This window comes from Streptomyces sp. NPDC048383 (assembly GCF_040651775.1).
Taxonomy (GTDB): domain Bacteria; phylum Actinomycetota; class Actinomycetes; order Streptomycetales; family Streptomycetaceae; genus Streptomyces.
This window is the reverse complement of sequence record NZ_JBEZKS010000001.1, coordinates 126705-147806: the sequence shown is the minus strand read 5'-3', so window position 1 is coordinate 147806 and position 21102 is coordinate 126705. Positions and strand designations below refer to the sequence as shown.

The 21102-nt window shown below is 71.9% G+C and carries 19 protein-coding genes; 7 read left to right on the top strand and 12 right to left on the bottom strand.

From position 1 onward, the window contains the following. Positions 1-300: 300 nt before the first annotated feature. The 7 genes from pheA to AB0D46_RS00710 form a co-directional block, all read right to left on the bottom strand. Positions 301-1236, bottom strand: coding sequence for a prephenate dehydratase (gene pheA, locus AB0D46_RS00740; RefSeq protein ID WP_362875071.1), 936 nt, complete (start codon positions 1234-1236; stop codon positions 301-303). 42 nt (positions 1237-1278) lie between these two features. After that, positions 1279-2562, bottom strand: coding sequence for an iron uptake transporter deferrochelatase/peroxidase subunit (gene efeB, locus AB0D46_RS00735; protein ID WP_362875070.1), 1284 nt, complete (start codon positions 2560-2562; stop codon positions 1279-1281). A gap of 5 nt (positions 2563-2567) precedes the next feature. Next, complete coding sequence (locus tag AB0D46_RS00730) at positions 2568-4679, bottom strand: copper resistance protein CopC (protein ID WP_362875069.1); 2112 nt, start codon at positions 4677-4679, stop codon at positions 2568-2570. Between the two features lie 22 nt (positions 4680-4701). Further along, entirely contained in the window at positions 4702-5193 is a 492-nt protein-coding gene (locus AB0D46_RS00725) for a copper chaperone PCu(A)C (protein WP_362875068.1), read from the bottom strand. Beyond that, entirely contained in the window at positions 5190-5843 is a 654-nt protein-coding gene (locus AB0D46_RS00720; protein ID WP_362875067.1) for an SCO family protein, read from the bottom strand. Before AB0D46_RS00720 ends, AB0D46_RS00725 begins: the two co-directional genes overlap by 4 nt. A 70-nt stretch (positions 5844-5913) precedes the next feature. Further along, positions 5914-6642, bottom strand: coding sequence for a YcnI family protein (locus AB0D46_RS00715; RefSeq protein WP_362875066.1), 729 nt, complete (start codon positions 6640-6642; stop codon positions 5914-5916). A gap of 109 nt (positions 6643-6751) precedes the next feature. Further along, on the bottom strand, positions 6752-7567 hold the full coding sequence (locus tag AB0D46_RS00710; RefSeq protein ID WP_362875065.1) for a hypothetical protein: 816 nt from the start codon (positions 7565-7567) through the stop codon (positions 6752-6754). 257 nt (positions 7568-7824) lie between these two features. Here AB0D46_RS00710 and AB0D46_RS00705 point away from each other — a divergent pair, with 257 nt between their 5' ends. Then, positions 7825-8340: an ATP-binding protein gene (locus AB0D46_RS00705; RefSeq protein ID WP_362875064.1), complete on the top strand. Its 516-nt coding sequence runs from the start codon at positions 7825-7827 to the stop codon at positions 8338-8340. A gap of 140 nt (positions 8341-8480) precedes the next feature. Here the strand turns inward: AB0D46_RS00705 and AB0D46_RS00700 are convergent, their stop codons facing one another. Then, positions 8481-9947, bottom strand: coding sequence for an aminopeptidase P family protein (locus tag AB0D46_RS00700; protein WP_362875063.1), 1467 nt, complete (start codon positions 9945-9947; stop codon positions 8481-8483). A 158-nt stretch (positions 9948-10105) separates the two neighbouring features. Further along, positions 10106-11668, bottom strand: coding sequence for a PP2C family protein-serine/threonine phosphatase (locus tag AB0D46_RS00695; RefSeq protein WP_362875062.1), 1563 nt, complete (start codon positions 11666-11668; stop codon positions 10106-10108). Between the two features lie 406 nt (positions 11669-12074). On the opposite strand from AB0D46_RS00695, the gene AB0D46_RS00690 reads away from it, so the two are divergent. Both AB0D46_RS00690 and AB0D46_RS00685 read left to right on the top strand, forming a co-directional pair. Beyond that, a complete protein-coding gene (locus AB0D46_RS00690; protein ID WP_362875061.1) occupies positions 12075-12785 on the top strand; it encodes a bifunctional DNA primase/polymerase in 711 nt (236 codons plus the stop codon). 171 nt (positions 12786-12956) lie between these two features. Further along, a complete protein-coding gene (locus AB0D46_RS00685; RefSeq protein WP_362875060.1) occupies positions 12957-13544 on the top strand; it encodes a hypothetical protein in 588 nt (195 codons plus the stop codon). Between the two features lie 181 nt (positions 13545-13725). Here the strand turns inward: AB0D46_RS00685 and AB0D46_RS00680 are convergent, their stop codons facing one another. The 3 genes from AB0D46_RS00680 to AB0D46_RS00670 all read right to left on the bottom strand — a co-directional run bounded on the left by AB0D46_RS00680 (position 13726) and on the right by AB0D46_RS00670 (position 16485). Continuing rightward, positions 13726-14700, bottom strand: coding sequence for a DUF5926 family protein (locus tag AB0D46_RS00680; RefSeq protein WP_362875059.1), 975 nt, complete (start codon positions 14698-14700; stop codon positions 13726-13728). A gap of 296 nt (positions 14701-14996) precedes the next feature. Continuing rightward, complete coding sequence (locus AB0D46_RS00675; RefSeq protein ID WP_362875058.1) at positions 14997-15599, bottom strand: ATP-binding protein; 603 nt, start codon at positions 15597-15599, stop codon at positions 14997-14999. Between the two features lie 85 nt (positions 15600-15684). Then, a complete protein-coding gene (locus AB0D46_RS00670; protein WP_362875057.1) occupies positions 15685-16485 on the bottom strand; it encodes a glycerophosphodiester phosphodiesterase in 801 nt (266 codons plus the stop codon). A gap of 304 nt (positions 16486-16789) precedes the next feature. On the opposite strand from AB0D46_RS00670, the gene AB0D46_RS00665 reads away from it, so the two are divergent. The 4 genes from AB0D46_RS00665 to AB0D46_RS00650 all read left to right on the top strand — a co-directional run bounded on the left by AB0D46_RS00665 (position 16790) and on the right by AB0D46_RS00650 (position 21063). Next, a complete protein-coding gene (locus tag AB0D46_RS00665) occupies positions 16790-18325 on the top strand; it encodes a trypsin-like peptidase domain-containing protein (RefSeq protein WP_362875056.1) in 1536 nt (511 codons plus the stop codon). A gap of 117 nt (positions 18326-18442) precedes the next feature. After that, complete coding sequence (locus tag AB0D46_RS00660; protein WP_362875055.1) at positions 18443-19348, top strand: LysR family transcriptional regulator; 906 nt, start codon at positions 18443-18445, stop codon at positions 19346-19348. A 99-nt stretch (positions 19349-19447) separates the two neighbouring features. Beyond that, the gene (locus AB0D46_RS00655; protein ID WP_362875053.1) at positions 19448-20005 is read left to right on the top strand and encodes a cysteine dioxygenase family protein; all 558 of its coding nucleotides are present in this window, start codon (positions 19448-19450) and stop codon (positions 20003-20005) included. Further along, entirely contained in the window at positions 20005-21063 is a 1059-nt protein-coding gene (locus AB0D46_RS00650) for a putative sulfate exporter family transporter (protein WP_362875052.1), read from the top strand. The genes AB0D46_RS00655 and AB0D46_RS00650 overlap by 1 nt, the downstream gene beginning before the upstream one ends. Positions 21064-21102: the final 39 nt, after the last annotated feature.

Sequence of the window (21102 nt, the reverse complement as noted above, 5' to 3'; positions counted from 1 at the left end):
TGTGAGCGTCTTATCCACAGGCTGTGCGCTAGATCTGTGGACACGGAATTAGCTCCATGGGGATCGGCGCCCAGCCGGGGCCGATCAGGGCTCAAACCGCCCTCACACACTCATTCGGGTGGGAATGACTCGCTCCAAAGAGTTGATTGCTGATACAGGGGTGACAGCGTTCACCTGTCGCTCCCCAGCGCGAAACCTGAGCCCCCGAGTGATTTGTCGACCTTGTCGCATCACCGTGTCGACTTGTCCCCAGGTCTCCCCCCAGCCCTGTGGATAACTCTGTGGACAGTGGACAACGCCCTACGCGCGACCGTCGAGGCAGCGCGTCAGCCAGTCCGACGCCTCCGTGAAGTCGCCGTCGGAGGTTCCCGGCCGCGCCGCGCGCACCTCACTCAGAGCGACACCGGCCCTCGGGTAGGAGCCGAGGAAACGGACCTGGGGGCAGGTTCGCTTCAGACCCATCAGGGCCTCGCTCACCCGGCGGTCGGAGATGTGACCCTCGGCGTCCACGGCGAAGCAGTAGTTGCCGATGCCCTGGCCGGTCGGCCGGGACTGGATCAGCATCAGGTTCACACCCCGCACCGCGAACTCCTGGAGGAGTTCCAGCAGCGCACCTGGGTGGTCGTCGCCGAGCCACAGCACCACGGACGTCTTGTCGGCGCCGGTCGGCGCCGCCGGCCGGGCGGGACGCCCGACGAGTACGAACCGGGTCTCGGCGTTCTCCGCGTCGTGGATCTCCTTGACCAGCGCTTCCAGTCCGTACGTCACGGCGGCGAACTCACCCGCGAAGGCCGAGTCGAAGCGCCCCTCCTGCACCAGCCGGGCGCCGTCGGCGTTGGACGCGGCCGACTCCCACACCGCGTCGGGCAGGTGCCTGCGCAGCCAGTTGCGCACCTGCGGCTGCGCGACGGGGTGCCCGGTGACGGTCTTGACGTCCGACAGCTTGGTCCCCGGCCGCACGAGCAGCGCGAACGCGATCGGCAGCAGCACCTCGCGGTAGATCATCAGGGGCTCGCCGGAGGACAGCTCGTCGAGGGTGGCGGTGACCCCGCCCTCCACCGAGTTCTCGATCGGCACCAGAGCCGCCGCCGCCTCGCCGTTGCGCACTGCGTCCAGCGCCGCGGGGACCGACACCATCGGGACGAGCTCCCGGGTGGCGGCTTCCGGCAGCGTACGGAGGGCGGCTTCGGTGAACGTGCCCTCGGGACCGAGATAGGTGAAGCGGGTGGCCGACATGCGGTCAGCCTAATGCCGGGCAGGCCGCCTCCGCCGGGCCGTTCACCCTTCGAGCAACCGCTGTCCGACGTACTCCCCGGCCCGCGGGCCGGGCGGAACGGCGTACAGCCCACTGGACTCGTGCCGGATGAACGCGGACAGGGCGTCCCCCCGGTCGAGCTTGCGCTGCACGGGGACGAAGCCGCGCAGCGGATCGGCCTGCCAGCAGATGAAGAGCAGCCCGGCATCCGGAGTGCCGTCGGGGGCGATCCCGTCGTGGAAGGAGAACGGCCGGCGCAGCATGGCGGCCCCGCCGTTCTGCTCGGGAGCCGAGATCCGGGCGTGGGCGTTGGAGGCGATGACGGGCTTGCCGTCGGCGCCGAGCTTGTCCAGGGCCATCTCCGTGGTCTCGCCACCACCGGTCAGCGGGGCCCCGGTCGCCTTGGTGCGGCCGATAACCTGCTCCTGAGCGGCCTGGGACTGCTTCTCCCAGTCGTCGAGCAGCATTCGGATCCGGCGCACGACGGCGTACGAGCCCCCGGCCATCCAGGAGTGCTCGGCCGGTCCCGGCCCGGCGCCCGGAACGAAGATGCGCTTGTCGAAATCGGGTTCGGCGCGCTTGGGGTTCCCGGTGCCGTCGACCTGGCCCATCAGGTTCCGCGCGGTCATCGGCTTCGCGGTGGCGCCCGGGGACCGGTTGAAGCCGTTCATCTGCCAGCGCACGCGCGCCGCGTCCCCGGCGGCCTTCTGCAGGGCGCGCAGGGCGTGGAACGCGACGAGGCCGTCGTCCGCGCCGATCTGGACCCACAGGTCACCGTTGCTGCGCTGGGCGTCGAGCCGGTCCGAGGAGAAGTCCGGCAACGGATCGAGCGCCACGGGGCGTCGGGCCGTCAGGCCGGTGCGCTCGAAGAAGGAGTGCCCGAACCCGAAGGTGACGGTGAGGGAGGACGGCCCCGCGTCGAGGGCGATGCCGGTGTCGGCGGTCGGCGCGGTCCCGCCCGCCATCAACCGCCGGGCGGTGTCCGACCAGCGGCGCAACAGCGCGGCGGCCTCGGAGCGGCCGGCGCCGGGCGCCAGGTCGAAGGCGAGCACGTGGCCCTTGGCCTGGAGCGGAGTGGTGATCCCGGCCTGGTGGTCCCCGTGGAAGGCGACTTCGGTGGCGCCGAGGGAGCCGGGCGCCCCGGCCGCGCCGGGGGCACCGCCCGCGGAGTCGGCGACGGCGGCGTGGACGAGGGCCCCGCCGGCCCCGCCGAGGGCGAGTCCGGCGGCGCCGGCGGCGCCCACGGTGCCCAGCAGCCTGCGCCGGGAGATCTCGATGTCCGGGTTGCTCCCGGTGCTGTCGGTCACGCTGCTCAGCCGATCTTCACGTTCTTCTGGACGGTCGTCTGGTCGATGTCGGAGGTGCGGACGGTCACGTCGATGCGCCATTCACCCGTGAGTGGCAGCTGCACCCCGGACGCGGTCCAGTGTCCGGGACCGGCACGGTCCGGGGCGACCGGCAGCGGGCCGATCTTCTTGGCCGGGAGGGTGAGGGCGACCTTGATCTCGGGCAGGTCGAGGGGCTTGCCGTCCGGGTCCTCCGCCCACAGGTGGAGGGTGTTGGCACCGACCCGGCCCGGGTCGAGCTCCAGTCGTACGGTGCCCTTGCCATTCTGGCCGCCGGTCTCGAACGGCAGGGTGATTTTGACGGCCCGGTTGGGCACGGCGGTGGAGGCCGAACCCCTACCGGTCTCCTGCTCCATGGCCCGCCCCGGCTCCGTGCTGGTCAGGACGGTGGTGACGGCGAGCAGGACCACGGCCACGGCCGCCTCGGCGAGCACGGACCGACGCAGACCCGCCCGGCCGGGATCGGCGTCGCGCACCTGGTGCTTGCGCGCCTTCTCGCGGGCGGCGTGCTGACGGGCGAGCTGGGCGGCGCGCCGCGGGTCGGCGGGGTCGGCGTCGGCAGCGCTGGTGGCACCAGTGGCGGGAACGTCGTCGGCGGCGCCCGTTTCACGTGAAACATCGCTGCCCGTTCCTCGTGAAACCCCAGAGCCCGTTTCACGTGAAACATCGCTCGCCGTTTCACGTGAAACGCCCGTCCCGGAGGGCACGGCGGCCGGCTCGTCGGCGGCGGCCTCCGTCGGAGCGTCCGCCAGTCGCGCGGTCCACTTCCGCGAGAGCCAGGCGATGCCGAGGAGGACGAGGACCAGCCCCACCTTGATCATCAGGAGTCGGCCGTAGCTGGTGTCGGTGAGGGCCGACCAGCTGCCGAGCTGACGCCAGGACTGGTAGACGCCGGTGACGACGAGGACCGCGACGCTGACGAAGGCGACCTTGGAGAAGCGTCGTACGGCGTCCCGCTCGATGTCCGGCACCTTGTACAGGGCGACCAACAGCGCGGTGAGACCGCCGAGCCAAGTGGCTACGGCCAGCAGGTGGAGGACGTCGGCCGGCATTGCGATGCCGGTCTGGATGCCCGTGGAGGCGTGCTCGGACAGGGCCCAGGTGGCGGCGATGCCGGCGGCCACGACGGCTCCGCCGATCCCGAGGCCGAAGGCCAGGTCGTTCGGCTGCTTCTTGCCCTCGCCGGCCGGACCATCCGGACCATCCGGACCATCCGGACCGGCCGAACCGGCTTCCCCGGAACCCGACGCCTGTTGGTGGCGCGCGTACGCCCCGAACAGTACGGCGACGAACAGCGCGGCGGCTCCGAGGAGGAGGAGCCGGGAGACGAACGAGGCGCCCGTCTTGGTCTCCAGTACGGCTTGCAGCCCGGCGAGGTCGAAGACGTCGGCGAACTTGCCCGAGCCGGTGTACGGGTTGCGGAGCGCCAGCATCACCAGGGTGGCCGCGGTGAGGGTGACCCAGCCGCGCACCACGAGCTTCTGCAGCGACGGTTGCGCGGACCCGCGGCGCCAGCAGAGCAGGATGAAGGCGGCCCCGCCGACGAGAACGGTGAATCCGGCGTAGGCGGCGTAACGGGCGATCCCGTAGACGACGCCGACGGGTCCGCCGCCCGCCTGCTGCGTGGGCAGGGCGACGTTGGTGGCCGAGGGGGCGCCGATGGAGAAGGTGAAGGCGCCGGAGATGGGGTGGCTGTCGGCGGAGACGGCCTGCCAGGCGACGGTGTACGTGCCGTTGGGCAGGCCGGTGTGCAGGGCGGTGCCGTACCGGATGATCGAGCCGCTGCACATGTCGCGGAGCTCGCCGGTGTCCACGCGTCGGCCCTGCGGGTCCATGACGCGGATGGAGTCGTCGCCCATGGCGACCTGCTCCGAGAAGGAGAGGGTGACCTGGGCGGGTGCCGTGGCGACCACCGCCCCGTCCTGCGGGTCGCTCGCGGTGAGTGCGGCGTGTGCCGTGGCCGGCGCGGCCGCGGTGAACAGGGTTGCCAGCAGGGCTGCGAGAACCAGCGCGAGCCGCGGCAGGAGTGCCGTGATGCGGACCCGGGCGGGGGAAGGGGCGGGGGCGGTGGCCGTCATGGCGTGTCAGTTCCTCGGTCCGTCAGTGGGCGTTGGAGTTCTCTGCGTTGTACGTCCGCTCTTTCACTTCGACCTCGACCTTGACCGGGCCGGCCTTCTCGAACCGGAGCTCGACGGTGACCTTGTCCCCGACGGCCGGCTTGTTCTTCAGACCCATGAACATGACGTGGTCGCCGCCCCGCGCCAGCTTCAGCTCACCGTTGGCGGGCACGTCCAGCGACTGGACCTGCTGCATCTTCTGGTCCTTGGTCTCGTGGATCTGGAGATCGTCCGAGAGGGGACTGGTGACGCCGGTCAGCTTGTCGGCGATCTTCGATCCGTTCTTGATGACCATGAAGGCGCCGGCCATCTTGTCGTTGACCGGTTCCGGCATGAAGGCGCCGCTGACCGTCAGCTCGGGCTTCTCGCCGTCGGCACCCGAGGAATCCGCGGAGTCGGACGAGCAGCCGGATATGGCGAGCGCGGCCGTCAGGGAGAGGGCGGCGGCGAGGGTGCGGGTGGTGCGGCGGTTCACGGGTTCTCTCCCTTGACGAGCTTCGGCAGGTCCTTGGTGTAGTCATCGACGGTGGTGCCCTCGCCGTAGAGGGCGTAGCCCTCGTCGGTCTTGGGCGAGAACGCGATGACCTGGGCACCGTGCATGGAGACGACGTTGCCGTTGGCGTCCTTCGTGGCGGCCTCGATGCCGATGCCGAGCGAGCGGGCGGCGGCCTGGATGGTCGCGAAGTCCCCGCTGAGTCCGACGAAGGACGGGTCCTGGGCCTTGAGCCACGCGCCGAGGGATTCGGGAGTGTCCCGTTCGGGGTCCGTGGTGACGAACACGACCCGGAGGTTGTCCTGGTCCGCCTTGGGCAGCGCCTTCTTGGCGACGGCGATGTTGCTCATCGTCAGGGGGCAGACGTCCGGGCAGTTGGTGTAGCCGAAGTAGATGAGCGTCGGCTTGCCCTTGGTCTGCTCGCGCAGGTTCCACGGCTTGCCGGTGGTGTCCGTGAGGACGAGTTCGGGCTTGTCGAAGGGCCGGTCGAGGACCGTGGCGGCCCCGGCCTTCTTCTCACCGGTGATCTGGGTGACCGAGCCGGTGTTCTCGGTCTTCCCACCGCCGCAGGCGGTGAGTGCGAGGGCGGTCGCCACCGCGAGGGCGGCGACCGTCACACGTGTGGTGCGCATGGAGGAATGTCCCTGTGATCGGGGATGGTACGGATGTTCTCGGAACGAAACGGCCTGCGTGCGCGACGGGTCAGGAAGCGCGCCGACGCGAGGCGATGCCGAAGGCGACGCCGCCCAGGCCGATGACGATGCCCGCGACGCCGAGGACCCGGGCGGTCGTGTCGGAGCTCTTTGCGGCCTCGTCGTGGTGGTCGCCGGCCGCCTTGTCGTCCTTGCCGGAGGCCTTCGCCTCCTCGGCCTTCTTGTCACCGGCGTCGTGGTGGTCGTCGCCCTTGGCGGCGGTCAGCTTCAGGACCGGCGCGGGGGTCTGCGGCTCGGGGGCGCCTTCCTTGGCCTCCTCGATCCAGCGGACGACCTCGTTGTTGTCGTACGTCTGGATCGCCTTGAAGACCATCTGGTCGGCGTTCTCCGGGAGCTTGCCGACGGAGACGGGGAACTGCTGGAACTTGCCGGGCTCGATCTTGCCGCCGGACCAGGTCACCTTGGTGACGGCCTCGTTGATCTGCTTGCCGTGCACGGTGAGCGGCTTGTCGAGCTTGCTCTTCTCGACGCTCACCGTCCAGCCGGGGATGTCCTGCGGCATGACGGACGTGAGCGGCTGGTCGATCGGGAAGCTGACCTCCAACTGCGTGGTCGACGCGTTGTCGCGCTCGTTGGGGACCTTGAAGTTGATGGTCGCGTAGCCGCCCTTGGTGGCCTCGCCGGGCTGCACGCCGACGTGCGCGAAGGCGGGGGCGGACAGGACGAGGACGGTGCCGGCGGCGAGGGCGGCGGCGAAGGAGACGCGAGAGGTCTTCATGGCGGGAACACTCCACGGAAGCAGGGGTGACGGGCTCCGCGCACGGGCGCGCGCGGAGGTCGCGGCACCGGTGCTCCCGTGGCTGTTGCTCCGGGGCGTGGGCGCCGCGTCAGGCTGCGAGGGAGAGCGCCGCGGGGGGCCCGCGCCTGATCACCGTGTGCTGGAGCGCCTCGCGCCCGGTCCCCGCCGCGGGTGCGGCGGCGCCGAGCCCGGTGCGCCGGGTACGGACGGGCGCGCCGGGGATCCCGGCGGCGAGTGCGCGTACGAAGGCCAGCGCGGCGCGCAGCGGACGTACGGGGTCGGCTTCGGTGGAGAGCCGGGACAGTTCGAGGAGCCGGAGCAGCGCGGCGTCCCCCCGGCCCAGCAGCCAGCCGACCGCCAGCGCGGCCACCAGGTGCCCGGCGAGCATGGCCGGGCTGAACAGCCCGGTCGCCTGGTGCCCGGCGGCCTCCGCCACGTGCTCGTGCGCCGCGTGGCCCTGTGCGACGGCGGCCTGTCCGGCCAGGGCGACCGGGTCGAGGCCGGCGGTCTCCAGGATCCGCCGGGCGTCGGCCGGGCTGAGCGGTACGGAGTTGCCCCCGCAGACCAGCCGGGCGGCCAGCGCCGCGAGGGAGGTGTCGGAGTCCGCGGCCGTCGCCCGAGCGGCGGCTTCGCCGTGCTGGCCGAGGCCGAAGAGGGTGTGCAGCCCGACCTGTCCGAGGGCGAGCACGGCGGCGATGCCGCCGGGCGAGCGCCGACGTCCGGAGAGCGGGGCCGCGACCGCGAACACGGCGGCGAAGGCGGAGACCAGCGCCCACCAGGGCACGGCCGCGCAGGAGGCCACGACGTGACCCACCGCGGACAGCACGACGCAGACCGCGGCGAACACCGCGGCCCGGGTCGTCCGGAGGCCGGCTCCGGTGCGCGTCGTGTGGGGGGCAGTCATGGCCGGGCCATCATCGCACTGGGCTCAGGTCCTGCATACGGCAGGTACGCAAGGGACCTCTGCGCTCCGGCCTCCGGTCAGGCCGAGGTCAGCGGCGGCGCCGGCGAAGGAGTCGGGGAGGGACCGGCCGGGGGGCAGTGCGCGTCACCCGACGGCCATCGCCGCCACGGATTCCCGGGAGTACCGCATCGGCCGAAAGAGGGCTCGGGTGGCCGTGGGGGGCTTACGGCCCACCCGGGGCGGCAATAGGTAACCGTATGAGCATCTGGTGGTCTCTCCACTTGAGGCGCGAAGCCGCGAGCGTGCCGCTCGCCAGGCGACTGCTGTTGGGGACGATGGAGACCGCGGGGGTGGACCCGGACATCTCCTTCGACCTGTCGATGGCACTGACCGAGGCGTGTGCGAACGCGGTGGAGCACGGCGGCCGCGGGGCGGGCCCCCGCTGCGGCACGTCCGGCGTCGGCACCCCGGACGGTTCCGTCGACGGTGACGGGGAGGGCCGCGACGATCCGGACGGGACCGGGGCGTACCACGTCACGGCCTATCTGGACGGGGACCGCTGCCGCATCGAAGTGTCCGACTCCGGCCCGGGGTTCCCGGCCGCGACGGTGGCCCGTCGCAGACCCTCCCTGGCCGAGAACGGCCGGGGCCTGCACCTGATCGAGGAACTCGCCGACCACGTCCGCTTCCGCAACCGACCCGGCCGGGGAGCCGTGGTGAGCTTCGACAAGATGCTGAAGTGGCGCGACGACGCGCTCCTGAAGGTCTCGTAACAGCCCCCGAAGCCGCTCCCTCCGCAAGCCCCGCCCGCCGCGCAACGCGCCGGTGGGCGGGACCTCCCGCAGGAGGTCCCGCCCACCGTGTGTCGCGGGCCGGCGTCGGACGCCGGTCGTCGACCCCTTGAATGCTCGGCTCAGCCCTTGAGGCGGGCCATCCACGCCTCGACGTCGTCCGACGTGCGCGGCAGGGCGGCCGACAGGTTCCGGTTGCCGTCCTCGGTCACGAGGATGTCGTCCTCGATCCGGACGCCGATGCCCCGGTACTCCTCGGGCACGGTCAGGTCGTCGGCCTGGAAGTACAGGCCCGGCTCGACGGTCAGGCACACGCCCGGCACCAACGTGCCGTCGACGTACGCCTCGGTGCGCGCGGCGGCGCAGTCGTGGACGTCCATGCCGAGCATGTGGCCGGTGCCGTGCAGGGTCCAGCGGCGCTGCAGGCCCAGTTCCAGGACGCGCTCGACCGGGCCCTCCAGCAGGCCCCACTCGACCAGCTTCTCGGCGAGCACGTGCTGGGAGGCGTCGTGGAAGTCGCGGAACTTGGCGCCCGGCTTGACGGCGGCGATGCCGGCTTCCTGGGAGGCGTACACCGCGTCGTAGATCTTGCGCTGGATGTCGGTCCAGTTGCCGCTGATGGGCAGGGTGCGCGTGACGTCGGCGGTGTAGAGGGAGTGGGTTTCCACGCCGGCGTCGAGCAGCAGCAGGTCGCCGGAGCGGACGTCGCCGTCGTTGCGGACCCAGTGCAGGGTGCACGCGTGCGGGCCGGCGGCGCAGATGGAGCCGTAGCCGACGTCGTTGCCCTCGACGCGGGCGCGCAGGAAGAAGGTGCCCTCGATGTAGCGCTCGGACGTGGCCTCGGCCTTGTCGAGGACCCTTACGACGTCCTCGAAGCCGCGGACGGTGGAGTCGACGGCCTTCTGGAGCTCGCCGATCTCGAAGTCGTCCTTCACCGCGCGGGCCTCGGAGAGGTAGACGCGCAGCTCCTCGTCGAGCTCCTTGGTCACCTTGTCGGTGAGGGCGGTCTCGATGACGGAGTCGTGACCGCGGACGTTGCGGACCGGGCCCTCCGCCTCGGCGAGGGCCTCGGCGAGTTCGCGGACGTCCTTGGCCGGGATGCCCAGCAGCTGCTCGGCCTCGGCCAGGGAATGGCGGCGGCCGACCCACAGTTCGCCCTGGCCGGAGAGCCAGAACTCGCCGTTCTCGCGGTTGGAGCGGGGCAGCAGGTAGATCGTGGCGGTGTGCCCGGTCCCGCCCGTGGGCTCCAGGACCAGGACGCCGTTCTCGGTCTGGTCGCCGGTGAGGTAGGCGTACTCGGTCGAGGCGCGGAAGGGGTACTCGGTGTCGTTCGAGCGGGTCTTCAGCCGGCCGGCCGCGATGACGAGGCGGTCGCCGGGGAAGCGCGCGGACAGCGCGGCGCGACGCGCGGCCGTGTGCGACGCCTGGGCGATGGGCTCCAGGCCGCGCAGCTCGGTGTCGGCCCAACCACCGCGCATGCTCTCCGCGAGTTCTTCGCTGACGCCCGGGTACAGCCCGTTCTTGCGCTGCTTGTGCTTCTTCTGGGGCTGCTCTTCTTCCGGGGTCTCCGGGGTGAGCTCGTCAGCCACGTCTTCTCCTCAGCTGCTACGACATGCGGGTACCGGGTACGGACCTCATCCATCGTATGTGCGAGGAGAAGACGCCCGGCGTGACTTGTGACATATCAGTCAAACCGGACGATCGTCTTCCGTGGCGGCACGTGCCCCCGCCCCCACCGCACCGGATCTCAGTCGAACCGGACGGCGAGCAGCACCACGTCCTCGTCCGGATCCGCCGAGGGTGCGGCCGGGTCCTCGCCGGGCAGCACGGTCCGCAGGATGTGGTCGCAGATCGCCCCCGGGTCGTCCCGGACCGTACGGGGAACCCCCGCCGCCGCCGCGTGCAGCCGGGCGTACGCCCGGTCCATGGCGTCACCGGTCCGCCGCAACAGCCCGTCCGTGTAGAGCAGCACCGTTTCTCCCGACGCGGGCTCGATCTCCACGCTGGGCGCCTCCCAGCAGGCCAGCATCCCGAGCGGCGCGGAGAGCGAGGTCTCCACGTACTCGGTGCGCCGCTCGCCGATCAGCAGGGGCGGGGCGTGCCCGGCCCCGGCGAGGATGATCTTTCGCGCGGCGGGCTCGCAGTACGCGAAGAGCGCGGTCGCCGAGCGGGCCGGCTCGGTCAGGCGCAGCAGCAGTTCGAGGTCGGACAGGACGGCGACGGGGTCTTCGCCCTCCATGACGGCGTACGCGCGCAGCGATGCCCGCAGCCGTCCCATCGCGGCGACGGCGCTCGGCCCGGAACCGGTGACGGAGCCGACGGCCAGGCCCATGGCGCCCTCGGGCAACGGGAGGGCGTCGTACCAGTCGCCGCCGCCGCGCGGTCCGGTGTGGTGCCGGGCGGCGAGCTGGACCCCGGCGATCCGGGGGAGCCGGCTGGGCAGCAGCTCCTCGGCGACGGTGGCCAGCCGGGTGCGCGAGCGGTCCACCTCGACCATCCGCGCCAAGTGCTCGGCGGCGTGCCGCACGTAGAGCCCGGCGAGGTCGCGCTGACGCTCGCTCGGCTCGGCCTGTTCGTCGTAGAGCCAGACGGCCGCGCCGAGCCGGCCGGTGGCGTCGGCGGTCAGCGGCAGCGCGTAGCTGGCCGCGTAGCCGAGTCGGGCCGCGACCTCGCGGTGGCGGGGGTCGACGGGGGGTTCGTGGGCGCCGGGTCCGGGCGCCGTCGGCGCGCTGCCCGGCTCGGGGAGCACCTCGGAGCCGCCGTGGGCGTCGGGGAGTCCGTCGAGGATGCGGCCGTAGGAGGTGGCGCTGCGCGGCACCGTCTCGATGTGACCGAGGTCCGCGCGCCCCAGACCGAGGCCGATCGTGGTGGTGGGGCCGAGTCCGTCGGAGGGCTCCAGGACGACCAGGCCGCGACGCGCGCCGACGAGGGCGGCTCCGGCCCGCAGGAACTCCTGGAGGGAGGAGTCGAGGTCACGGGCCCGGGCGAGGCGTTCGGTGAGTTCGTGGAGCGTGGTGAGGTCCGAGACCATGCCCGCCAGCCGGTCCTGGATGACGCTGCTCGCGGCAGGCTGGGCGGCCTGCGCGGGGGTGGTGCGTACGGGCGTGGAAGCGGGCGTGGGCGCCGGAGTCTGCGCTGACGCTGTAACTGCTGGATCGATTCCAGCCACTTTCGGTAGATGCGGGGCGCTCATGGCGTCCGCCTTTCCACCTGGTGCGATTCGCCATATAGCATCGCAAACCCCCAGATCGTGCTGCGCCGCCATCGATGGATCCACATCTACACGCACACGAGGAGCGATGTCCAGCATGGCACCAGCGGGAATATCGGTGTCCGAGGGACGACAACTCACTGTCCGGCCAGGGGTAAAACTTGGCCGGAAAAAGCTGGAAGCGTACGGTTTTTGCGATCGACTGAGCGGGCGTCGCAGTGGCCTCGGGTACGTAATCGGTAGTGCCCAGGGCCAGTTGACGCCTTCCGGCACCGCCGGGAACCGCCCGGCACGCGCCGCCGTCCTTAGCGGCGGAGCCGGTCTCGACACCGGTGCGGGTCGCTCTCCGCCCCCGCCGGACGTTTGATGGACCCGTAAGAAAACTGCACGAAGCGTGTGAACCTGCTTCCGGCGAACGGTGCCGCGAAACCTGTACGTGTGGTGAGACACCGCTCACATGGTGTGATGTGGCCCCTTGGCGTTCAACGGAAAGGAACGAGCGCTCATGCGCGAGATCCTCGGAAGGCGTCTCCAGCGGCTCCGCGACCGGTGGAAGTCCCCGCGCGCCGCGTCCCGCGCGGCCTCGGCAGCGGCGGTTCCGTCCCTGCTCGACGCGGCGCTCACCTGCGCCACCCTGCGGAAGTGGCCCGTGCTGCCCGGAGTGGGCCGGGCCGGCGCGGACGGTGCGCGCTGCGCGTGCCCGGACCCCGACTGCGCGGTGCCCGGCGCGCATCCCTTCGACCCCGGACTGCTCGCCGCCACCACCGACCCCCGGATGGTGGCCTGGTGGTGGGCCAGGCGGCCCAGTGCCCCGCTGCTCCTGGCCACCGGTGGCGCCGCGCCCTGCGCGGTGAGCCTGCCGGCCGCCGCCGCCGCGCGTGCCGTCGTACGACTGGACGCGCAGGGCATGCGGATCGGGCCGATCGTCGCCACGCCGACCCGGTGGGCGCTGCTGGTGGCGCCGTACTCGCTGGAGCGCCTCGGTGAACTCCTCTACGCCAAGGACCACGTGCCCGCCTCGCTGCGGTTCCACGGTGAGGGCGGCTACCTGTTGCTGCCGCCCTCCACCGCTTCCGGTGGCGGGCAGGTCCACTGGGAACGCGAACCCGCGACGGGCCCCGACGGCCCGTGGCTGCCGGACGTCGAAGCGGTCGTGGACGCGCTCGTCGAGGCCAGCAGCGGCGCCCCGGGCGGCGGCAGCCGGCTCGCCTACTGAGCACGGCGTCCCCGGGTGACCACGGCGGCCTCGGGGAGGGAACGTACGGCTAGGCGCGGGAAGATCCCGGCGGCGGCCGCATCACTCGTACGGGTGCCAGCAGGGCCGGATTACAAGGGAATTGGGCGCGGGGATCTCCGGGGCCCTTTCCGGCGTCGCTATCTTCGGCGAATGAATCTCCGCCTGATCGGTATCGGCGCCGGTGTGCTCGTCATCTTGTCGCTCCCCCTCGCCGGGGCGATCGCCGGGCCGGATCTCGCCGGTCAGGATGACGGAAAAGGCGGGGGGTTGCTCTCCTCGCTCGGCCTTTCCGGCCCTTCCCGTACGCCGGTCGCGGCCCGGAACCCGGATGCGACGCGATCCGTCGCGCGCGAGGCGCTCCCGTCGGAGCCCGGGCCGGACGTGCGGACGCGTACGGACACCCGGTGCGGTCCCGAACTCTCCTCCCCGCACGGGGTGGAGGCGCAGACCTGTGTCCTGGAGAGCGGGGGCCGGACCTGGGGGCGGACCTACTACCGCAACACCAGCGGACGGATCCTGGACGCGGTGCTCACCGTCATGGGACCCGAGGGGCGCACGGTGCGGATCCGCTGCGTCGTGGGAGCGGGGGACGAACCGGGATTGTGCGAGACGCCCCAGGAGGACTCGGCCGGAAAGACGGCCGACTACTCGGCGGTAGCGGAATTTGCAGTTCCGGATGATGAAGGGCAGCTGCTCCTGCGGTCCGGGAGCAACTCACCGGACCCGGCAGACGGTTGACCGCAGCCTGAAATGGAAGGGCCCGGTCGCTGGCGACGGGGGATGCACCAGCGACCGGGCTACAAGAACGGTAACAAGAGATCGCCTGTTCGCAAATTCGATCTCTGATATTCGGACACGGATTTGCAGGCGATTAGGGGGAGTTGCGGTCGCCGTCACCGCTCCCGCGGGCGCGCGGGCGTCAGCTGAGCGTCACCTGGCGGTTGGTGAGGCCACCGCGCGCGCGGCGCTCCTCGGCGGTGAGCGGGGTGTCCGTGGCCAGGGCCGCGGCGAGCCGCTCCGCGAACTCGGCGGCCGGCTTCTCCACGTCGTCGGCGGAGACTCCGGTGGGCAGGTCCCAGACGGGAACGACGAGGCCGTGCGCCCGGAAGGAGCCCACGAGTTTGGTGCCCTCGCCGAGCGAGGAGGTGCCCGCGGCGTGCAGCCGCGCCAAGGCGTCGAGGAGCTTCTCCTCGGCGTGCGGCATGACCCACCGCAGGTGGTTCTTGTCCGGCGTCTCGCACCAGTAGGCCGCGTCGACGCCCTCCAGCTTGACCGTCGGGATGGCGGCTGCGTTGGCGCGTTCCAGCGAGGCGGCGATCTCCGGGGCGGAGGTCTGGGCGCTCTCCGACTCCGGAATCCAGAATTCGAAGCCGCTGTGCACAACCGGCTCGAAAACGCCGTCGAGGTCGAGCAGATCCTGAAGACGGGTGCCCTCGGCCGGAACTCGACGTGCCGCGACCGGCGTTCCGGGCTCGGCCACGAGCGCGCGCTCCAGGGTGTCGGCCATGTCGCGGGCCAGGTCACCGGTGGTCGAGTCGTTCTGCAGGCCGAGCAGGACGGAGCCGTCCTCGCGGCGCAGGGCCGGCCACGCCATGGGCAGTACGGTCACCAGCGTGACGGACGGGACGCCCTCGGGCAGTCCGGCCTTGAGGGTCAGCGGGATGGTGGCCGCGGGCACGAGCTCGCGCAGCGCCACCCAGTCGCACTCGCCCGGCAGCCCCTCGAAGGGGCGCCGCACGTGCTCGGTGACGGCGTGCGCGGCGGCCGCGCCGTGGCAGGCCTTGTAGCGGCGACCGGATCCGCAGGGACAGGGCTCGCGCGCGCCCACCACGGGGATCTCCCCGTTGTTGAGCTGCGGCTTCGCGGTCTTCGCGGCGGGGCGCTTCTTGGCCATCGTGGGTGTCTCCCGGTTGCGGCGGTACGGCGGTCTCTCTGGTCGCGAGCCTAGCCGTTCGTACCGCCGGAACCGGTGGGGTACGGCCGGGAGCACGGTCGGCGTGCGCTCCCGGACGGCCGCCTGCGCGGATGACCGGTACTGCGGGGATCGATGCGGGTGGTGCGGGTGAAACGGGCTGGTGCCCGCGGACGGATGCGGATACGGATGCGGATATGGATGCGGACGCCGCCGGTGACACGGATGCGCGTATGCGCGGACGCCCGGATGTGCGGATGTGCGGATGTGCGGACCGTTCACGGATCCAGGTCGTCGAAGGCCGATGCGTAGCCGATCGCCGGGGCTGTGACGCGCGTAGCGAAATCCTCGTGCCGCGCCCCTCGGGCGACGATCACCCACACGGTGACCTCACCCGCCGCCCCGTCGCGGACGCCCCAGTCCTGGGCCAGCGCGTTGATGATGTTGAGCCCGCGGCCGCCCCGGGCGGTGACCGAGGGGGTGGACGGAACCGGGCGGGTGGGACCGCCGCCGTCCGTGACCTCGACCGTCAGCCGGCCCGCCTTGTCGACGCGCCACGCGGCGCGTATCTCCCCGTCGCCGATCTCCCGCGCGCCCAGGGGCCGGCCGTGTCGGCAGGCGTTGCTGAGCAGTTCGGAAAGGATCAGTACGGCATCGTCCACGACCGATTCGGACAGACCGCTGATGCGTAGGTGTTCGCGCATGCGGTGTCTCGCCTCGCCCACGCCCGCCGGCCCATGGGACACGTCCATGCACGAAGACGTGGGCACTTCTTGTGCCATCACCAACGCCACCCCCGGTACCTCCTTAGCCCCACGCCATGATCTGGATGCCCCAATGGCCTGGACCGGAAACCGCCACGACCGGGCCCTCTGACGCATTCATGACCATTGATTGCGGAGCGGATGCGCCGGAGCACACCCTGTCACGCGGGGTTCATCTGTGACGGGTGTGCAAATAGGGACGTCAGCGTCCCAGTTGTGACAGAACTTGGCGGGGCCTGTTCGTGATGATCGCTTCCACACCCAGATCAGCGCACAGCTGAACGTCTTCGGGCTCGTTCACGGTCCATACGTGGACGGAGTACCCCGCGGCCTGGAGCTTGCGGACGAATCCGGGGTGGCCACGCACGATCCGCATCCCCGGTCCGGCGATCCGGACCCCGGCGGGCAACCGGCCGTCGCGCATCCGGGGCGAGATGAACTGCATCAGGTACACGGTCGGGATCGTGGGGGCGGCGGACCGCACCCGGTGCAGGGAGCGGGCGGAGAAGCTCATGACGCGGACCGGGTGCGGCCCGTCGGCCGGCGGGGCGTCCAGACCGAAGCGCTTGAGCAGGAAGAGGAGGCGCTCCTCCACCTGTCCGGCCCAGCGGGTGGGGTGCTTCGTCTCGATGGCGAGCTGGACCGGCCGGCCGGCGTCGGACACCAGCTCCAGCAGCCTCTCCAGGGTGAGGACGGAGGTGCGCTCGGGGTCGGCGTCCCAGTCGGGGGACTCCTCGCGGTCCTTCCAGGACCCGAAGTCGAGGGCGGCGAGATCGGCCAGCTCCAGGGCCGATACGGCGCCGCGGCCGTTCGACGTACGGTTCACCCGGCGGTCGTGGACCAGGACCAGATGGCCGTCCGCGGTCAGTCGGATGTCGCATTCGAGGGCGTCGGCGCCGTCCTCGATGGCCTTCCGGTAGGCGGCCAGGGTGTGCTCGGGGGCATCCTCCGAGGCGCCGCGATGGGCGACGACCTGGATGGGGCGCGGCGTTGCGTGGGTCACCCGGTCATGGTGCCATCGTGGCGCACCCGCGCGTCGGGGCGAGTCCTGCGGATGCGTCCGAAATGTCGGGGATAAAGGATGGGGGGAGACGCACAGGTCCGGCTTACAGTGCTCTGACGGGTCATGGGAAAGGCTTCGCCCTGGAACTTGTGCGGCGCGTCGAACGTTTAGTCGGACCGATGTCGGGTCGATATCGCCAGATATTTCCAGCAGCTGTTTCAGCAGTGCCAGTCGGGTCAGCTGTGACGTGATGTGTCAGCCGTATAGACCGTGTCCAAGCCGTGTGTGACGAGGAGAGAGCGCTGTGAGCACCGAGAACGAGGGCACCGCGGCCCAGACGCCCCCCGCGGCCCCGTCAGCACCCCCCGTGCCGGTGGCCGCTCCGACGCCCGTCGGGGCGCCGGGCGCTCCGGCCCCGGGCGCTCCGGCCCCGGGGGTCGAGCAGACCCAGCAGCTTCCGCCGACCGCACCTCCGCCCGCGCCGCCGCAGGCACCGGCCCACGCGCCGGCCGCTCCCGCCCACCCGGGCGCGCCGGCTCAGGGCTACGCCCAGGCCCCGCCGTACGGTGAGCCGGCCCCCGCGGCCGCGTACGGCGCCGAGGGCTGGCCCCCGCCCCCGCCGGCGGTTCCCGCGTACGAAGGCGGCGGCCACGGAGGCGGTGCCTGGGGCGCACCGCTCACCCCGGACGGCACCCCGCCTCCCAAGGGCAAGGGCAGGGGCAAGGGCGGCCTGATCGCGGCCGTACTCGTGGCGGCGCTCCTCGCGGGCGGCGTCGGCGGCGGCATCGGCTACTGGGCCGCCGAGCGCAGCGAGGGCGGATCGGGCTCGACGACGATCAGCGCGAGCACGCCGAAGGACCTCAAGCGGGACTCCGGCTCGATCGCCGGACTCGCCGCAGCCTCGCTGCCCAGCGTCGTCACCATCGAGGCCTCGGCCTCGGCCTCGGCCGGGGACGGCGAGGGCGGCACCGGCACCGGCTTCGTCTACGACCAGCAGGGCCACATCCTCACGAACAACCACGTGGTGGCCTCCGCGGCGAACGGAGGCAAGGTCTCCGCGATCTTCTCCGACGGCAAGAAGTACGAGGCCGAGGTGATCGGCCGGGCCCAGGGCTACGACGTCGCCGTCCTGAAGCTGAAGAACCCGCCCGCCGGCCTCAAGCCGCTGGCTCTCGGGGACTCCGACAAGGTGGCCGTCGGCGACGCGACCATCGCGATCGGTGCTCCGTTCGGCCTCTCCAACACGGTCACCACCGGCATCGTCAGCGCCAAGAACCGTCCGGTGGCCTCCGGCGACGGCTCCGGCAGCAAGAACTCGTACATGAGTGCCCTGCAGACGGACGCCTCGATCAACCCGGGCAACTCCGGCGGTCCGCTGCTCGACGGCCGCGGCGCGGTCATCGGCATCAACTCGGCGATCCAGTCCGCGGGCAACGGCGGATTCGGCGGCGGCCAGGCCGGCTCGATCGGCCTCGGTTTCGCCATCCCGATCAACCAGGCCAAGAACGTCGCCGAATCGCTGATCAAGACGGGCAAGCCGGTCTACCCGGTGATCTCGGTCTCCGTCGACCTCCAGGCGAAGACCGACGGCGCGAAGGTATCCGAGCAGGGCGCCCCCGCCAACGAACTGGTCGACCCGAACGGTCCGGCCGGCAAGGCGGGCCTCAAGCCCGGCGACCTGATCACCGAATTCGGCGGCAAGCCGGTCGACAGCGGGCCGACCCTGATCAGCATGATCTGGACGTACAAGCCGGGCGACACGGTGAAGCTGACCTACCAGCGCGACGGCAGGCCCACCACGGTCGACATCACGCTCGGCTCGCGCGTCGGCGACAAGTAGCGGGCGGTCCCGCCCGGTGGACCACGCGTCCACCCGGCGAGGAGACCGGCTCGATGGGAGGGGCCGTGGGCGGGAATCCGCTCACGGCCCCTCCCAACATCCGCTTATGCTTCGGTCGTGTTCGATTCACGGCACATACGGACATTCCACGAAGTGGTCGCCGCGGGCTCGTACTCGGCGGCCGCGCGCGTCCTGGGCTACACCCAGCCGGCGATCACCCAGCAGATGAAGGCACTCGAACGCGCCGTCGGCACACCGCTGTTCACCCGCGTGGGCCGGACGATGAAACTCACCGAGGCCGGCGAGTCCCTCGCCCGCCACGCCGAGTCCATCCTGGGCAGCCTCTCCGCCGCCGAGGCCCAGCTGAAGGCCTACACGCGCCTGCGCACCGGCCGCGTACGGGTCTGCGGCTTCCCCAGTGCCAACGTCACCCTCGTCCCGGAAGCCCTCAGCGGACTCGCCAAGGACCATCCCGGCGTGCAGGTCGAACTGCTCGAAGGGGAACCGCCCGAGTCGCTGCGCCGGCTCCAGCGCGGCGAGTGCGACATCACCCTGGCCTTCACCTATCCGGGCCTGCACGAGGAGATCCCCGAGGACGTCGCCGAGGTGAGGCTGATGGAGGACCAGCTGACGGTGCTACTTCCCACCGGGCATCCGCTCGCCCGCCGCCGGGCGGTGAACCTGGCCGACCTCGCCGAGGAACGGTGGATCGCCGGCTGTCCGCGCTGCCGGGCGAACCTGCTGCACGAGTGTGCGGAGCTGGGCTTCGTCCCCGACATCCGGTTCGCGACCGACGACAACCTCGTGGTGCAGAGTCTGGTCGCGCAGGGCCTGGGCGTGGCGATGATGCCGGCGCTGGTGCTGCCCTCGCTCTCGCTCAACCGGGTCTGCGGTCGCGTGCTCCAGCCGGCGGCGCGCCGCCACATCGCCGCGTACGTGTACCGCGACCACCTGCGGATCCCGGCGACGGCCGTGGTGCTGGACGCGCTCAAACAGGTCGCCGCGAACCGCGTCGGCTGCTGATCCTGCCGCGCCGGCGCGGCCCAACCCATAAGCGGAGCTTGGGTTTTCGGGTCAGAACTGGTGTTGGACGTGATGGGCGCCCGGGCGGACGCTGCTCGCATGACCACCACCACGCCGGCCCGAACGACAGCGAGGATGGCCGCCCTCGTCAGTGAGATACGCAGGGTCGTGGACCGGGGACTGGCCCCCGACCTGACCGCCTACCTGGTCGGAGAGCGGCTCGCCCCGCACCTGGGCACGCCCGACCTGCTCACCGCGGGGCAGCGCGAAGGCCACCCCGACCGGTACCGGCAGCACATCCTGCACACGGAACCGGACGGCGGCTTCTCGGTGGTCGCCCTGGTGTGGCTGCCCGGCCAGGAGACCTCCATCCACGACCACGTCTCCTGGTGCGTCGCCGGGGTGCACGAGGGCGCGGAGAGCGAGATCCGCTACCGCCTCGCCCCCGCCGCGTCCCCGACGCGGCCCGCGCGGCTGGTGGCGACCGAGCAGGTGGTCAACGGCCAGGGCGACGTGTGCGGCTTCGCCCCGCCCGGCGACATCCACAAGGTGCGCAACTCCTGTCGTACGACGGCGATCTCGCTGCACGTCTACGGCGCCGACGTGGCCCGCCTGGGCAGCAGTGTCCGCCGGGTCTACCCGGAGCCGGTGGACTGATGGCCCTGCTGAACCGCATCCCGCACCGGCCGGAGCGGGTGCGGCTGCTCGACGTTTCACGTGAAACACGGAGTTCCCGGCCCGGGTTGCTCCTGGCCGCCGCCGGCGCGCTGGTGGCGTGGGGCGTGCACCTGCTGGTCCCGGCGGTGCCGATGCTCACCGCCGCCGTCGTACTCGGCATCGCCGTCGCCCACCTGCCCCGCCTGCGCGACGTCGTCCGCGGACCCGCCCGCCCCGGCCTGTCCCTGGCGGGCCGGCGACTGATGCGGATCGGCATCGTCCTGCTCGGCCTGGGACTGGGCCTCGACCAGGTGGTGAAGCTGGGCTGGGCGACCGTGCTGATGGTGACCGGCGTCGTCGCGGCAACCTTCTTCGGCACCCTCTGGCTGGGCCGCCGCCTCGGACTCCCCGGCGACCAACCCCTGTTGATCGCCACCGGCTACTCGATCTGCGGCGCCTCCGCGATCGGCGCGGTGAGCCAGGTCTCCGGCAGCGACGAGGAGGACGTGGCCTCCTCGGTGGCCCTCGTCACCCTCTGCGGAACCCTCGCCATCGCCGTCCTCCCGCTCCTCCAGAGCCCGTTGGCGCTCTCCGACCCGGCCTTCGGGCGCTGGGTGGGCGCGAGCGTCCACGACGTCGGGCAGGTCGTGGCGACCGCGCAGACCGCCAGCCCCGGCGCGCTCGGCGAGGCCGTCCTCATCAAACTGATGCGGGTGGCCCTGCTGGCCCCGCTGGTGGCGGCCGTGGCCTTCTCGCTACGGGCCCGCCGACGCGGCGTACGCACCCCGTCGGGGCGCAGGCCCGCCCCGGTACCGCTGTTCGTGACCGGGTTCCTGGCCGCGGCCGCGCTGCGCGCCACGGGCACGCTGCCCGACGTGGCGCTGGAATGGGCGCACACGACCCAAGAGGCACTCCTGGCGGCCGCCCTGTTCGGCCTCGGGAGCGCGGTGCACCTGCCGACGCTGGCCCGGACGGGCGGGCGGGCCGCGCTGCTGGGGCTGGGGGCGTGGGTGATGGTGGCGGGGGTCTCGTACGTGGGCGTCCTGCTCACGATGTGACGCGCGGGGAGCGTGCGATGGGCGGGGGCGGTGTGAGGC